General features: G+C 46.4%; 12 protein-coding genes and 2 tRNA genes. 3 read left to right on the top strand and 11 right to left on the bottom strand.

The genetic code is table 11. The features are described from left to right. Positions 1 to 2 precede the first annotated feature (2 nt). Both oadA and SDE_RS06845 read right to left on the bottom strand, forming a co-directional pair. Entirely contained in the window at positions 3 to 1,793 is a 1,791-nt protein-coding gene (gene oadA, locus SDE_RS06850) for a sodium-extruding oxaloacetate decarboxylase subunit alpha (RefSeq protein ID WP_011467788.1), read from the bottom strand. Between the two features lie 68 nt (positions 1,794 to 1,861). Further along, positions 1,862 to 2,104: an OadG family protein gene (locus tag SDE_RS06845; protein WP_011467787.1), complete on the bottom strand. Its 243-nt coding sequence runs from the start codon at positions 2,102 to 2,104 to the stop codon at positions 1,862 to 1,864. Between the two features lie 485 nt (positions 2,105 to 2,589). Between SDE_RS06845 and SDE_RS06840 the strand changes: the two genes are divergently transcribed. Next, positions 2,590 to 3,546 (top strand): tRNA dihydrouridine synthase, encoded by a 957-nt coding sequence (locus SDE_RS06840; protein ID WP_011467786.1) that lies wholly within the window; start codon positions 2,590 to 2,592, stop codon positions 3,544 to 3,546. 3 nt (positions 3,547 to 3,549) lie between these two features. On the opposite strand, the gene ggt is transcribed toward SDE_RS06840, so the two are convergent. Next, on the bottom strand, positions 3,550 to 5,313 hold the full coding sequence (gene ggt / locus SDE_RS06835; protein WP_011467785.1) for a gamma-glutamyltransferase: 1,764 nt from the start codon (positions 5,311 to 5,313) through the stop codon (positions 3,550 to 3,552). Positions 5,314 to 5,844: 531 nt separating this feature from the next. Then, a tRNA-Arg gene (locus SDE_RS06830) sits at positions 5,845 to 5,921 on the bottom strand. Positions 5,922 to 6,118: 197 nt separating this feature from the next. Here SDE_RS06830 and SDE_RS06825 point away from each other — a divergent pair. Further along, the gene (locus SDE_RS06825; RefSeq protein ID WP_011467784.1) at positions 6,119 to 6,583 is read left to right on the top strand and encodes a methylglyoxal synthase; all 465 of its coding nucleotides are present in this window, start codon (positions 6,119 to 6,121) and stop codon (positions 6,581 to 6,583) included. A 73-nt stretch (positions 6,584 to 6,656) separates the two neighbouring features. Here SDE_RS06825 and SDE_RS06820 read toward each other — a convergent pair. From SDE_RS06820 to SDE_RS06790, 7 genes are all read right to left on the bottom strand, one after another. After that, positions 6,657 to 6,746 (bottom strand) — tRNA-Ser (locus SDE_RS06820). A 160-nt stretch (positions 6,747 to 6,906) separates the two neighbouring features. Further along, positions 6,907 to 7,101 carry a carbon storage regulator CsrA gene (gene csrA / locus SDE_RS06815; protein ID WP_011467783.1) on the bottom strand — a complete coding sequence of 65 codons (195 nt, stop codon included), beginning with the start codon at positions 7,099 to 7,101 and terminating at the stop codon, positions 6,907 to 6,909. A 239-nt stretch (positions 7,102 to 7,340) separates the two neighbouring features. Beyond that, positions 7,341 to 8,567, bottom strand: coding sequence for an aspartate kinase (locus SDE_RS06810; RefSeq protein ID WP_011467782.1), 1,227 nt, complete (start codon positions 8,565 to 8,567; stop codon positions 7,341 to 7,343). A 201-nt stretch (positions 8,568 to 8,768) separates the two neighbouring features. Then, complete coding sequence (gene alaS, locus SDE_RS06805) at positions 8,769 to 11,396, bottom strand: alanine--tRNA ligase (protein ID WP_011467781.1); 2,628 nt, start codon at positions 11,394 to 11,396, stop codon at positions 8,769 to 8,771. 54 nt (positions 11,397 to 11,450) lie between these two features. Next, complete coding sequence (locus tag SDE_RS06800; RefSeq protein WP_011467780.1) at positions 11,451 to 11,807, bottom strand: histidine triad nucleotide-binding protein; 357 nt, start codon at positions 11,805 to 11,807, stop codon at positions 11,451 to 11,453. Between the two features lie 11 nt (positions 11,808 to 11,818). After that, entirely contained in the window at positions 11,819 to 12,010 is a 192-nt protein-coding gene (locus SDE_RS06795) for a Trm112 family protein (RefSeq protein WP_011467779.1), read from the bottom strand. 96 nt (positions 12,011 to 12,106) lie between these two features. Next, positions 12,107 to 12,937: a M23 family metallopeptidase gene (locus SDE_RS06790; protein ID WP_011467778.1), complete on the bottom strand. Its 831-nt coding sequence runs from the start codon at positions 12,935 to 12,937 to the stop codon at positions 12,107 to 12,109. A gap of 171 nt (positions 12,938 to 13,108) precedes the next feature. On the opposite strand from SDE_RS06790, the gene SDE_RS06785 reads away from it, so the two are divergent. Then, positions 13,109 to 14,089, top strand: a complete 981-nt coding sequence (locus SDE_RS06785; RefSeq protein ID WP_011467777.1) for a YheT family hydrolase — start codon at positions 13,109 to 13,111, stop codon at positions 14,087 to 14,089. The last annotated feature ends 45 nt before the right edge of the window (positions 14,090 to 14,134 follow it).

Here is a 14,134-nt window from a genome sequence, read left to right as displayed (position 1 = left end):
CCTTAAGCAATGGTTAGTAGGTTATCGCCCACGGTTACAACATCACCTTCGCGCACGTTTACGGCACCAATAATGCCTGCGTGAGGTGCGCTAATTTGGGTTTCCATCTTCATAGCTTCAAGCACTAACAATGTGTCACCTTCTTCCACCTGCTGACCCGGAGAGACCATGACGCGGAAAATATTACCCGCCAACGGAGCTAGCACCGGCTCACCGCCCGAAACTTCAGACTTAGAAGCAGAAGATCCCGATGAAGATGCGCCACTTAACGGCACAATGCCGGTTAACTCACCGCCATTGCTCACGGTTACGGTGTAGTCCTCACCCTCTACTGTCACGGTGTAAACTTCATCGCCATTTGGCGCCAGTACAACATCAGTTTCTTTACCGGTTGGCGCAGGCTCAAATGCGTCTGGGTTACCTTTATTTTCAAGGAACTTAAGGCCAATCTGGTTGAACAACGCGTAAGTAAGCACATCATCGATTTGATTATCACCTTTAGCTAAGGTGATATTTTTAGCCGCCGCTTCTTCTAACAACGCCTTGGTGAGCTTTTCAAGCTCAGGCTCAAGTAAATCTGCTGGGCGACAAGTGATAACTTCTTCGCCCTCAGCCAACACTTTAGCTTGCAACTCTTTATTTACTGGTGCAGGAGTCGCGCCATAAAGCCCTTTAAGTACGCCTTCTGTCTCTTTAGAAATACGCGCGTAACGTTCTCCGCTTAGCACGTTCATAACAGCTTGTGTGCCAACAATTTGAGAGGTTGGCGTTACCAATGGAATAAAACCTAAATCTTCGCGAACGCGTGGAATTTCCTGCAGTACCTGATCAAACTTATCTTCTGCGCCCTGCTCTTTAAGCTGGCTTTCCATATTGGTGAGCATGCCACCAGGAACTTGAGCAGTAAGAATGCGTGAATCCACACCGCGTAAAGAGCCTTCGAACTTGGCGTACTTTTTACGCACTTCGCGGAAGTAGATAGCAATCTCTTCCAGCAACTCTAGGTCCAAGCCGGTATCGCGCTCTGTACCTTGAAGGGTTGCAACCAACGTTTCTGTGGGGCTGTGACCATAGGTCATGGACATAGACGAAATAGCAGTATCGACGTTATCAATACCTGCTTCTACGCACTTAAGAATGGTGGCGTGGGCCAAGCCAGTTGTAGCGTGGCACTGCATATGGATTGGAATATCACACGCGGCCTTTAATTTTTGCACTAGTTCAAAACCGTCATAGGGTTTTAATAAACCAGCCATATCCTTAATGGCAATGGAGTCTGCACCTAGATCTTCTAGCAGCTTGCCCATTTCAACCCATTTATCGATGCTATGAACCGGGCTTAAAGTGTAAGAAATGGTACCCTGTGCATGTTTACCAACTTTTTTAACGGCCTTTAAAGCAGTTTCCAAGTTGCGAGTATCATTCATTGCGTCGAATACTCGGAATACATCCACACCATTTACTGCCGCGCGCTCTACAAACTTTTCTACAACATCATCTGCATAGTGACGGTAGCCTAGAATGTTCTGTCCGCGAAACAACATTTGCTGAGGCGTGTTAGGCATGGCTTTCTTAAGTTCGCGAATTCTGTCCCATGGGTCTTCGCCCAAATAGCGGATACAAGCATCAAACGTTGCCCCGCCCCAAGATTCCAACGACCAAAAACCAACTTGATCTAATTTTTCTGCGATAGGTAACATGTCGTCAATGCGCAATCGAGTAGCAAACAACGATTGATGCGCATCTCGCAATACCACATCAGTTATGCCCAATGGCTTTTTGGCTTCACTCATTTCACGGTCCCAATATTTTATTAAACTGCTTAAATAGCAGGCAGAATTAGTTAGAGGCTAGCTGTAAATTACTTTTTAGCCCTGTGCGCGTGAACAGCGGCCTGAATAACCGCAAGCGTCTTTTTATTAACGGGTGCTGCTTTCTCTTTAGCAACTGGCTTTGGTAGCTCAACCTCCTCCACATGGAAAAAACGAGACACAATGGTCGACATGGCCAAAGTACCAATAACAAGCAATGTTAAAAATACGAACACAGTACCCATGCCCGTAAACATTAAATCCAAGCCCTGCTGAACTAGTGTGTCTTGCATGTCACCCTAACTCCTACGTTTTGTTAACTTTTTAAAGTGGCCCTGCTTGGGTATAGCAAAACCTCACTCATTTGGCCTACCTATTATTCACACGCAAAAAACCCGCCACAGAAGCACACATAGGTGCAATGAGCTGGTTAACATTAAACTGAGAAGCCGCCGTAATAGGCTGTGCTGCTTCGCAAAGGCGTTAACGCGGTTGCGGTAGAGCCAAGAAAACAACCTTACCGATTAATTCTAGTCTTTTCGGTGGGTGCCATTCTGTTGATTTTGAATAATCGTGTATCGATATTTCTGCGCCGAAGGTAGTCATTACCGGCGTAGCGCGACATAAGATAATTAATAACCCCCCTCGGGGGCAAGTCCCAAAGACGAAAATGATGACTTTGCGGTATGTTTTTTCAACACTTCGCTCTAGAAACAACCATTTCATTCCATTTAAAGCGTAGCACTGATAGACTCGCGCGCTTTTTAAGAGTCCCCTTATGCGAATATTCCTTGCCCCAATGGAAGGTGTTGTTGATCACCATATGCGTAACATTATCTCCTCTGTTGGCGGAGTGGATATTTGTGTAACCGAATTCATTAGGGTGACAGATCACGTACTGCCTAACAAAATATTCAAAAAGGCCTGCCCCGAGCTAGATGAAAACAGCGAAACCCCTGCGCTCTATAGAGGCGCGCACTGCCCTGTAAGGGTTCAACTACTTGGCAGCAACCCTTCAGCCTTAGCCGCAAATGCAGCCAGAGCCGCCGAGCTGGGAGCGGTAGCTATAGACCTTAACTTTGGCTGCCCCGCCAAAACAGTAAATAGGCACAAAGGCGGAGCCTGCCTACTAGACGAAACAGACACAGTATTCGACATCGTTAACGCCGTGCGCAAAGCCACGCCGGCAAGCACACCAGTTACGGCCAAAATACGCTTAGGTTATTTAAATAGAGACAGCTATTTACGCAATGCGAAAGCAATTGAAGCCGCTGGCGCAAACGAACTATGCGTGCACGCCCGCTCGAAAACTGACGGTTACCAACCACCAGCCTACTGGCATTATATTGGCGACATTCGCGACAACCTGAGCATTCCGGTTGTTGCCAATGGCGAGATTTGGAGCTTAGAGGACTTCAAACGCTGTGCAGAGCAATCTAAATGCTCTGACTTCATGCTTGGCAGGGGGCTGCTAGCCAAACCAGATCTCGCCCTTGAAATAAAACAATACATGGCCGGAGAGGCATTTAACCCGCTCTCTTGGGACGAGGTTTGTGCACACGTGAGAACACTGTTTGAACGCAATTGCCAATCTTACCCACCCAAATACCTGGGTAACCGGGTGAAACAGTGGCTTTTTTATTTGCAGCGCCAGTACAGCGAAGCGGCAGAGTTATTCGAAGCAATCAAGCGCGAGCGCGACGAGCAAGCTCTACGCCGCGCTCTGGGCTTTTAAAGCTTATTGCACCCTAGGCTCTGCCACAGCCTTAAAGTCGTCACCATCAACCCCAATAGCCTGCGTGGCGCCAAAATTTCCCCACACCTTTACTTCGTGCCCCATACCCTGCAACGCCTGCTGAGTGGGCTCGCTCAGCGAGCCTTCAACAATAAGACGATTGGGCATCCACTGGTGATGCACGCGAGGGGCTGCCACAGCTTGATCTAGCGGCATCCCCATATCTAAGGTATTTACCAATGCCTGCACAACTTGGTTGATAATAGTGGGGCCGCCAGCCGCCCCAAGTGTTAACACGGGCACATCCCCTTTCAAAACTAAAGTGGGGCTCATACTAGATAGCGGCCGCTTGCCCGCCTCTACTTTATTCGCTTCAGCGCCTATCAAGTTGAACGCATTGGGTTCGCCGGCTTTAATAGAAAAGTCATCCATTTGATTATTAAGTAACACACCGGTGCTAGGTATTACCACCTTGCTGCCAAAGCTAGTGTTAAGCGTGGTGGTAATAGCCACCCAATTTCCATCTTTATCTGCTGCGGCAATATGCGTTGTATGCTTGTTTAATTGCTCAAAAAAGTCACTGTCGCTTAAAGGTGGAGTTCCGTGCCCCGCAACAGGCGTTGCGCGCTGGTTGGATATAGTAGCAGCCAAGTCTGCGGCGTATTCAGCGCTCACCAAGCCTTTGGGTACCTTAGTATAATCTGGGTCGCCTAACCAATAAGCCCTATCGGCAAACGCGAGCTTCATTGCCTCTGCCAATAAGTGGTAGCGCTCGACCTCTGACACAGCGGCTAAATCAAAATGAGCCAGAATATTTAATATTTGCGCAACATGCGCCCCACCCGAACTAGGGGGCGGAAAACCGTATACTGTATAACCTCTGTACTCTGACTTAACTGGCTGGCGCTCAGTTAAGCGGTAATTTGCAAAATCTTCAGCAGAAATAATACCGCCATTGTCGGCCATCCAACCCTCTACAGCTTTGGCAAAATCACCACCATAAAAATATGCACTGCCTTCTGCGGCTATTTTGCGGTAGGTGCTTGCCAAATCTTTCTGCACCAGCAACTCACCTTCTTGATAGGGCGCACCATCCGGCTTTAAAAATATGCCGGCGCTAGCAGGGAATTTTTGCAATTTCTCGGCAGTAACTTTTAAACGGCTAGCAAAAACTCTATCGACGGGGAAACCCTGATCTGCGTGGCGAATACCAGCCTGCAACGCATCCGCCAAGGTTAGCTTACCTCCGCGAGCAACCAACGCTTCATAGGCTTTCAGCGAGCCAGGAATACCGGAAGCCAGAGCGCCCACCTTGCTAAGCTGAGGCTGCGCCTTACCATCGCGAATAAACAATTGCGGGTGCGCTTTGGCTGGAGCCATCTCGCGGCCGTCAATAGCGCTAACAGAACCATCAGCCCAACGGATAAGTATAAAGCAGCCTCCGCCAATGCCAGAATTATGGCTATCAACTACACCTAAGGTTAACGCTGTCGCAATAGCCGCATCAATGGCATTACCACCCTGCTCATACGCCAACAGACCGGCTTGTGTAGCCAAAGGGTTGACCGAGGCGATTGCGCCATAGCCATTCGCTGAAACAGATGCATAAGTGGGACTATAAGAAGAGTTGGCAGGCTCAACCACTTTAGGTGAAGAGGCGTCTGGTGCTTTCACCCCAGAAACATCACCCTGCGGCTGACATGCCGCACATAAAAATAATAGCAGGGCTAATATCGTGATCGACTTTTTATTTGTGACTTGAAACACTGAGGCTGTACTCCTTCACCGAGAATTGCGACGAAGTGTACCAACTTAAAAAGAACAATTCAGAAAGTAACTGAATTTAGATAGGAATATATTGCAGAATAATTTAAAAATTAGAACCAGTAACTACCAGAGCGAGCACCAGTAAAACCCATTTTGCCACACAGTTTTCCACGGGTAATAATTGCGTGCTGTAATAAAACTAAACGTAACTGTGCCATACCATTCTCCAACCGACATCAAGGCATATGCCTTCGATTAAGCTGCTAACACAATATTGCCTAGCAACCCCAATAACAAATTGAACAACCTACTACTTTTGTTGCTTAGCCCAGACCGACTAGATTATTGTTATTTGGCTGGATAACTTCGAACGTTTAAAACGACTTCAACAAAGTGGCGCGCATTTTAAAAAAACGAACGAAGCGATTCAAGTGCTTATGCACTAAACAGAAAAATAAAATTAATTTAATTAAGCAAAAAATTTTAGGCAAAAAAAAGCCTGTCCAATGGACAGGCTTTTTCGTCTTTAGATGGCGCGCTCGGGAGGATTCGAACCTCCGACCGCCTGGTTCGTAGCCAGGTACTCTATCCAGCTGAGCTACGAGCGCGTATCGTCGAGGGCGCGTATAATAGGCATAGGGCCTTTTAGAGTCAAGCAATAAAACGAAAATAGATTAACTTTTTTGCTTTTGCCTGTTTTGCGCTCAGAATGGTGATTTTATAGCAAATTGCCGTTCTAGTGCACGCAGATTACAATCAATCTAACCACCAACAACATTGAACCTATCTTAGCAGGAGCATAAATTTGAAAAGTCGCACAGGCGCGCTACCCAGCCGAAAACAAATAGCGCTAATCGCGCATGACAACAAAAAACAAGAGCTAAGTGACTGGGTGTGCACCCACAAGAAGGAACTAGAACAGCACGACCTTTTCGCAACTGGGACAACCGGCTATAAGCTAGCAGCCGAAACAGGCTTAAAGGTTGAAAAGTATATTAGCGGGCCCTTGGGTGGCGACCAGCAAATAGGAGCCAAAATATCTACCGGCGAAATAGACGTGCTTATTTTCTTTTGGGACCCGTTCGAGCCTATGCCTCACGACCCCGATGTAAAGGCGCTATTGCGCATTGCAGCCGTATGGAACATACCCGTAGCTTGCAACCCCGCGTCAGCAGACTTTGTTATCACATCACCACTCATCAAACAGAGCTACGAGAGGCAAATCCCCGATTACGAGGCTTATATCGCCGAAAGAACCAAAAAGCTCTGAAAGCCCCAATAGAAGTACAAACAGCAGAAACAAAAAAGCCCCGCATATAGCGGGGCTTTTTTGTACTAAATAATGGCGGAGAAGGAGGGATTCGAACCCTCGATACCGGTAAAGGTATACTCCCTTAGCAGGGGAGCGCCTTCGGCCACTCGGCCACCTCTCCGTTTTCCCTATCGACCTAAGTCTCTAGGGGGGCGAATAATAGCAACATGTACAAAAAATTCAAACACTTAGAGTTAAAAAAACTAAAAAATTAAACCAATAATGCAGACTGACACCTAGGTTTAACAAAGTTTGATTAAACTATACCCAAATTGCTCAAATTAACTGTTGCCAGGCTCGCCTTGCTCCTGCTTCTCACGCTGTATGCGTTGATAAATTTCTTCTCGGTGAACCGCGATTTCTTTTGGTGCATTAACACCAATACGAACCTGATTACCCTTAACACCCAAAACGGTTACGGTAACTTCGTCACCAACCATTAAGGTTTCACCTATTCGGCGGGTTAATATTAACATCTAGCATTTCTCCTTAGTGTCATCCTGTGAGTTCAGCGACATTTTTGCGTTGGCTGTCGCTGATGGTTATCTTAACCGCCCATCACTTAACCGTTTACATTATTACCAAAGCTTCTAAAAAGTTTGGCACGGGTACTTAAGTTTCACCAGCCAACATCAAGAACAATTATTCATAGCAATTGGTGTTTCCATGCTTATTTACTAAGCATGTCACACCAATCCACAAATAACCACACGCACTACTGGTCTTTATCCAAACCAAACGCAGTGTGAAGGCCTCTAACAGCCAGTTCTAAATAACGCTCATCAATGATTACAGAGATCTTAATCTCAGATGTGGTAATCATCTGAATATTAATAGCATCTGCAGCCAGAGACTTAAACATAGTAGAAGCGACGCCAGCATGGGAGCGCATACCCACCCCTACTATCGAGATTTTTGCAATTTTGTCGTCAGTAACAACCTCACGAGCACCTAATTCAGTTGCTACACGCTCTACAACTGCACGCGCCTTATCAACATCTGCGCGATTAACAGTAAATGTAAGGTCGTTAGTGTTATCCGCAGCAACGTTTTGCACGATAACGTCAATTTCAATATTAGCGTCGCCAATTGGAGCCAATATTTTAGATGCTACACCTGGTGCATCTGGGATACCTAAAATAGACACTTTGGCTTCGTCGCGGTTAAACGCTATGCCAGAAACAACGGGTTGTTCCATTGTAGAATATTCCTCATCGAGGGTGATCAAAGTTCCGGGGCCATCGTCAAAAGTAGATAGCACACGTAACGGTACGTTGTATTTGCCGGCAAACTCTACCGAGCGAATTTGTAAAACTTTCGACCCCAAGCTAGCCATCTCGAGCATTTCTTCGAAGGTAATGCGCTCTAATCGCTTAGCACTGCTTACCACTCGTGGGTCTGTTGTATAAACGCCATCTACATCGGTATAGATTTGGCACTCATCAGCTTTTAAAGCTGCAGCCAAAGCAACGCCAGTGGTATCCGAGCCACCTCGCCCGAGTGTAGTGATATTGCCATTCTCGTCTACGCCTTGGAAACCGGCTACAACTACCACACGGCCTGCAGCTAAGTCTGCCTTCATGGGTGCTACGTCAATATCTTGAATACGGGCTTTCATGTGAGAGCTATCGGTGAGAATTTTCACCTGCGTACCCGTATACGAGCGAGCATCGTAACCAAGATCTTTAAGTGCCATACACATTAAAGCGATAGTTACCTGCTCACCGGTAGACACCAGCACGTCCATCTCACGCGGATCAGGAGTTGCCTGCATCTCTTTAGCCAAAGCAATCAATCGATTGGTTTCGCCGCTCATTGCAGAAACGGCAACAACAATATCGTGCCCCTGATCGCGAAAACCTGCTACTTTTTTAGCAACAGCTTTTATGCGCTCAACCGTTCCTACTGATGTACCACCAAATTTTTGTACAAATAGGCTCATTAACCTAAACCACTCAATGTAATTCGTACCAGCCCTGTTTGCTTTTTAGCCTAACAAAGCGTTTGTAAACTGCCCTATTTTTAAACAAGTTAAAATAGGGCGCCAATTAAACACCAAAAAATCAAAAAAGTTAACATAATCAGTTCTTTTTTTGGACTGACAACGCTTTCAATGCTGATTTGGGGTCAATACGACTAAAAGTTAGCCAATAACGCCCTTAGCCCAATCTAACACCGAACCAATAGCCGCAGGCAAGGCTTCCACATCGGTGCCACCACCTTGAGCCATATCTGGGCGCCCCCCCCCTTTGCCTCCAATTAAACCAGCCACATGCTTAACCATATCGCCCGCTTTGATTTTTGAGGTTGCATCTTGAGACACTCCGGCAACCAAACTAATTTTGTCGTCGTTGACAGAAGCCAAGATAACAGCAGAAGTACCTAGCTTGTTTTTGAGCTTATCCATCATATCTCGTAAGGACTTAGCATCAACTCCCTCTACCGCTTTAGCCAATACTTTAACACCTGCTATATCAGTAGCTTCGCTTAGCCATTCATCCGCAGAGGAAGATGCCAGCTTGCTCTTCGCCGCCGCCAAGGATTTCTCCAACTGACGATTCTGCGCAATCAACTGCTCAACTTTATCTAGTAAGTTTTCTGGCGAGGCTTTTAACAGTTTAGCCGCTGCATTCAAAGTGTCTGCAGAAGCATCGATAACGCTTAACGCTTTTTCACCCGTCACCGCCTCTATACGGCGAACACCAGATGCAATACCAGACTCAGAGGTAATTCGAATTAACCCAATATCACCTGTGCGCGATACATGAGTACCACCACACAGCTCGACAGAGAACGCTCCGCCCATGCTTAGTACACGCACTTCATCGCCATACTTCTCACCAAATAGCGCCATAGCGCCTTTTTGCTGAGCGGCTTCCATATCACACAATTCAGTTTCTACAGGGCTATTCAAGCGAATTTGCTCGTTGACCATGCTTTCTATTTGCTTAAGCTCTTCAGGCTTTACAGCCTCAAAATGAGAAAAATCGAAACGCAAACGCTCAGAATCCACTAGCGAGCCTTTTTGCGTAACATGTTCGCCCAATACTTTACGAAGCGCAGCGTGCAATAGATGAGTGGCAGAGTGGTTAAGTGCCGTGGCTTGCCTTACAGCAGAATCTACGACAGGCTGAGCTTTATCGCCCACCTTCACCGCGCCTGCTAGCAATTGCCCAACATGTAAATGGTTAGCGCCCGACTTTTGGCAATCCTGCACTTCAAATTTAGCGCCATCAAAAACAATATAACCGGTGTCTCCAGCTTGACCACCAGACTCGCCGTAAAATGGAGTGGTATCTAAAACAATTACACCGCTTTGTCCTTCAGTGAGGGTGTCTACATTTTCCCCATCAACCAAAATTGCTGTAACGCTCGCGTCGCCGGTTAGCTCACTGTAACCCACAAAGTTAGTATGGCCTTCAATAGTGGCTGTCGCGCTGTAGTCCACTTTAAAACTGCCTGATTCACGCGCACGCTTTTTCTGCTGCTCCATAAGCGCGTCATAACCGTCCATATCTAGCGTTAGCTCTCGCTCGCGAGCAATGTCGTTGGTAAGATCTACAGGGAAACCGTAGGTATCGTACAAAGTGAAAATAACTTCGCCGGGAATTATAGTGCCTTTTAATTCTGACAAGGCGCTCTCGAGTACCACCATCCCTTTCTCGAGAGTTTTAGCAAATTGATCTTCCTCTGCAGCCAGCACCTTTTCAATACTGGCTTGATCTCTCACAAGCTCTGGGTAAGCCTCGCCCATTTGTTCAACTAACGCGGCTACCAATGTGTGGAAAAACGGCTTAGTTTGACCGAGCTTATTGCCGTGACGCACAGCGCGGCGGATTATGCGGCGTAACACATAACCTCGCCCTTCGTTAGAGGGCAACACGCCATCGCTAACAAGAAACGCACAGGAGCGAATATGATCCGCAATTACTCGCAGGGATTTAGCATCCTTATCTTCGGCTTGCGTTGCTTGCGCAGCAGCCTCTAATAACGCTTGAAACAAGTCGATTTCATAATTGCTGTGAACATGCTGCATAACTGCCGCAATACGCTCTAAGCCCATGCCCGTATCCACAGAGGGCTTAGGTAACGGCGCCATTTCACCATCGACACTGCGGTTAAACTGCATGAATACGACGTTCCAAATCTCAATAAAGCGGTCACCATCTTCTTCTGGTGTACCAGGGCGTCCACCCCAAATATGTTCGCCATGGTCGTAGAAAATTTCGGTACATGGGCCACAAGGGCCTGTATCTCCCATTGCCCAAAAGTTATCTGAATTGTAGCGGCCGCCTTTGTTATCACCTATACGGATAATACGATCTTCGGGCACACCAACATCATTGGCCCATATGCCGTATGCTTCATCATCATCGGCATACACCGTTACACATAGTTTTTCTGTTGGAATCGCCAACCATTCTTTAGACGTTAAAAACTCCCACGCGTAATTAATTGCGTCTTTTTTGAAGTAATCACCAAAGCTAAAATTCCCCAGCATTTCAAAGAATGTATGGTGACGCGCAGTGTAGCCTACGTTTTCTAGGTCGTTGTGTTTACCACCGGCACGAACGCATCGTTGCGAACTTGTAGCGCGGCTATAACTGCGATTGTCTTGGCCTAGAAACACATCTTTAAATTGCACCATGCCAGCATTTGTAAATAACAAGGTGGGGTCATTCCCAGGTACCAATGAGCTACTTGCTACACGCGAATGCCCTTTACTTTCGAAATATTGTAAAAAAGCTTCGCGGATTTCTGCGCTTTTCATAAAATTTGTTTTCCAATAACGCTGTGTTGAATTCTGTTTAATAACTAAGGGCAATTAGTGCATGCCCAACGAGCCTTCGTCGAAAGCTTTGTTACCTAGTAGGTGCAGATGTAAATGAAATACCGTTTGCCCTGCCCCTTCACCGTTGTTTATTACCACTCTAAATGCTTCATCTACGCCAGATAAACGTGCAAGGTCGCCTACTTTTAGTAGCAAGTGCCCCAGTAGCGCTTTATCTTCAATCGTAGCATCGACTAAACGCGGAATAGGCTTGCGAGGGATTATGAGTAGATGTGTCGGCGCTTGAGGACTGATATCTTTTATACAAATACAGTCTTCATCCTCGTATACCTTCTGCGCGGGTATGTCGCCATCCATTATTTTGGTAAATATCGACTTTTCTGCACTCATAACATCCTCCGCTATTTATAGCTTTCTTTTTCTTCCTGAGAGAGTACGCGCGCCTCGCCTTCCAACATCACCGGAATACCGTCACGAATAGGATAAGCAAGACCGCTAGCAACACATACCAACTCTTGTTTTGGCTCGTCGTATATTAGCGGTGCTTTAGTGACTGGGCACACCAACAAGCTGAGTAATTTTTGATCTAACATTGAGCCATCCTTACGGTCGTTAGCCATTTTTTACAAAGATGCGAATATTAACTGAATATAGCTTCCCTGTCTCTCTAGGCTGCTTGCCAGCTATATTTACTCCGGTTGAGGGGGCAATACTAGCGCGGGATCTAAGCGGTGCTCAAACCAGTTAATACGCCAATCCAAATGCGGGCCTGTAACTCGACCAGTCGCACCCACCTCCCCTATTTTGTCTCCTTTTGCTACCACCTGTCCTTTAGCTACATCTATTTTGCTTAGGTGTATAAAGGTAGAGGAAATTCCGTCACCATGGTCGATAATAATTGTGCCACCTGAATAGTAGAGATCTGGCTCAGCAAGCGTAACGAGCCCTTCTACGGGAGCCACCACGGGCGTGCCCACAGGACGGGCTATGTCTAACCCATAATGCGGCCGCTTAGGCACACCATTGAAAACTCGCTGACTACCATACACTCCGGAAATTCGCCCTGTTACGGGCCAGTCAAAGCCTTTGCGGTAGTCACTTACAGGCCTAGATTCTGCTCTCGCAGCCTTAACCATGGCCGCATCATTTGCAATGCGCTGACTTACCTCAGGCGGCGGCGAGACATATTTGCTCGCAACCCCTTCAACATATTGAATGTCGTATTCGCGCTGCAGCACGGAATAGGTCTTTTTCTCGGTGTTACCGTTGGTATGATGAATAAGGATTGTTAGCTCTGGCTCGGCATCTCGCCCTAGGCCAAACACAAAATAACCCTCATCATCTATTCGAAGGCTGCGCCCTAATACTTCGACCCCAGCTTTAACGTTCACCTGCCCTCGAACCATAGCCCCCTGGGTAAGCGTATCTAGCAACGTTATAGATTCAACTTTCTGCGAAGACTGCTCCGCAGCAACAACCGCCAAACACGGTAATAACAATAGAACAATTAATAATCTCATAATTTTATTCAAATACACTCAACACAAACAATGTGACAAAGGATAATTACTAAATACTTCTAACAAAGGTATCATACCCGTACTTTAACGGCAGACATACTGCAGGGCATAGTCGGCTTCCCACGCGATAATGTCACTCTTTGAATTTATAACCATAGACTATATCGCCCCATGCCCTACAACGCCTTTAAGCCGCCTGCAATAATTCGCAATGTGCATTTACAGAACGTGTTATCTACTTCCAGCTTGCGCCGCAACCTTTTAGCGCGCAATCACCAACAGTTTATAGCAGAGCAAAAAACTGTCATTCTAGAGGCTGGAAATGGCGTTAAGCTAAGCGCTGACTTAAACGCCCCGCTCAAAGCAAGCAACCGAAAACTAGCTGTTCTGCTGCACGGCTGGGAGGGGTCATCTCGCTCTGCCTATATTATTTCGCTTGCGGGCAAATTAGCGGCAAACGGCTACGATGTTCTACGCCTTAATTTTCGCGACCATGGCAATACACATCATTTAAACAGAGGTTTATTTAACTCCACACTCCTAGAGGAAGTGATTGGTGCCATTGAGTTTGCTCTAGACGAATATAATTATAACAATTATGTCATTGCTGGTTTTTCATTGGGGGCGAACTTTGCCCTGCGCTACGGCTTGAGAAATTCACACCTAGCAAAACCAGCAAGCGCGATATTTTCGGTGTGCCCAGTGCTAGACCCTGCGCACACCATGATTTCACTTGAATCCAACTGGTCGCTCTACGAGCAGTACTTCGTAAAAAAATGGAAACGATCACTAGAAGCTAAGCTAGAACACTTTCCAGATTATGAATTCAAAGATGACCTAAAAAATATGAATACTCTAAAACAAATGAACGAGTATTTTATTCCCAGATACACAGGCTATAAAAACGTCGAGACCTATTTTAAATCCTACACACTTACTGGAAGCGCACTGGCGTTGTTAAATACACCTACGCTAATCGTCACGTCAAAAGACGACCCAGTAAACCCTTATAGTGATTTTGAGAAAATTGCCAAACCGGAAAAGCTGGAAGTGCTTGCTGCAGACTGCGGATCGCATTGTGCGTTTTTAAAGAATATGCAGTTAGATAGCTGGACTGATGATGTTGCGTTAGAGTTTTTTAGGACGAGCTAGTGACTTCGATTTAACTAGGTGGCTCTCAATAAGTTTAGATTATTG

It is taken from the genome of Saccharophagus degradans 2-40 (genome assembly GCF_000013665.1).
Classification (GTDB): domain Bacteria; phylum Pseudomonadota; class Gammaproteobacteria; order Pseudomonadales; family Cellvibrionaceae; genus Saccharophagus; species Saccharophagus degradans.
Note: the sequence above shows the minus strand (reverse complement) of the source record. Positions and strands in the feature narration are given on the sequence as shown.

Excerpts from the sequence above, each read along its gene's own strand:
- oadA (WP_011467788.1), bottom strand. The coding sequence starts at position 1,793 with ATGAGTGAAGCCAAAAAGCCATTGGGCATAACTGATGTGGTATTGCGA.
- SDE_RS06845 (WP_011467787.1), bottom strand. The coding sequence starts at position 2,104 with ATGCAAGACACACTAGTTCAGCAGGGCTTGGATTTAATGTTTACGGGC.
- SDE_RS06840 (WP_011467786.1), top strand. The coding sequence starts at position 2,590 with ATGCGAATATTCCTTGCCCCAATGGAAGGTGTTGTTGATCACCATATG.
- csrA (WP_011467783.1), bottom strand. The coding sequence starts at position 7,101 with ATGTTAATATTAACCCGCCGAATAGGTGAAACCTTAATGGTTGGTGAC.
- SDE_RS06810 (WP_011467782.1), bottom strand. The coding sequence starts at position 8,567 with ATGAGCCTATTTGTACAAAAATTTGGTGGTACATCAGTAGGAACGGTT.
- alaS (WP_011467781.1), bottom strand. The coding sequence starts at position 11,396 with ATGAAAAGCGCAGAAATCCGCGAAGCTTTTTTACAATATTTCGAAAGT.
- SDE_RS06800 (WP_011467780.1), bottom strand. The coding sequence starts at position 11,807 with ATGAGTGCAGAAAAGTCGATATTTACCAAAATAATGGATGGCGACATA.
- SDE_RS06795 (WP_011467779.1), bottom strand. The coding sequence starts at position 12,010 with ATGTTAGATCAAAAATTACTCAGCTTGTTGGTGTGCCCAGTCACTAAA.
- SDE_RS06790 (WP_011467778.1), bottom strand. The coding sequence starts at position 12,937 with ATGAGATTATTAATTGTTCTATTGTTATTACCGTGTTTGGCGGTTGTT.
- SDE_RS06785 (WP_011467777.1), top strand. The coding sequence starts at position 13,109 with ATGCCCTACAACGCCTTTAAGCCGCCTGCAATAATTCGCAATGTGCAT.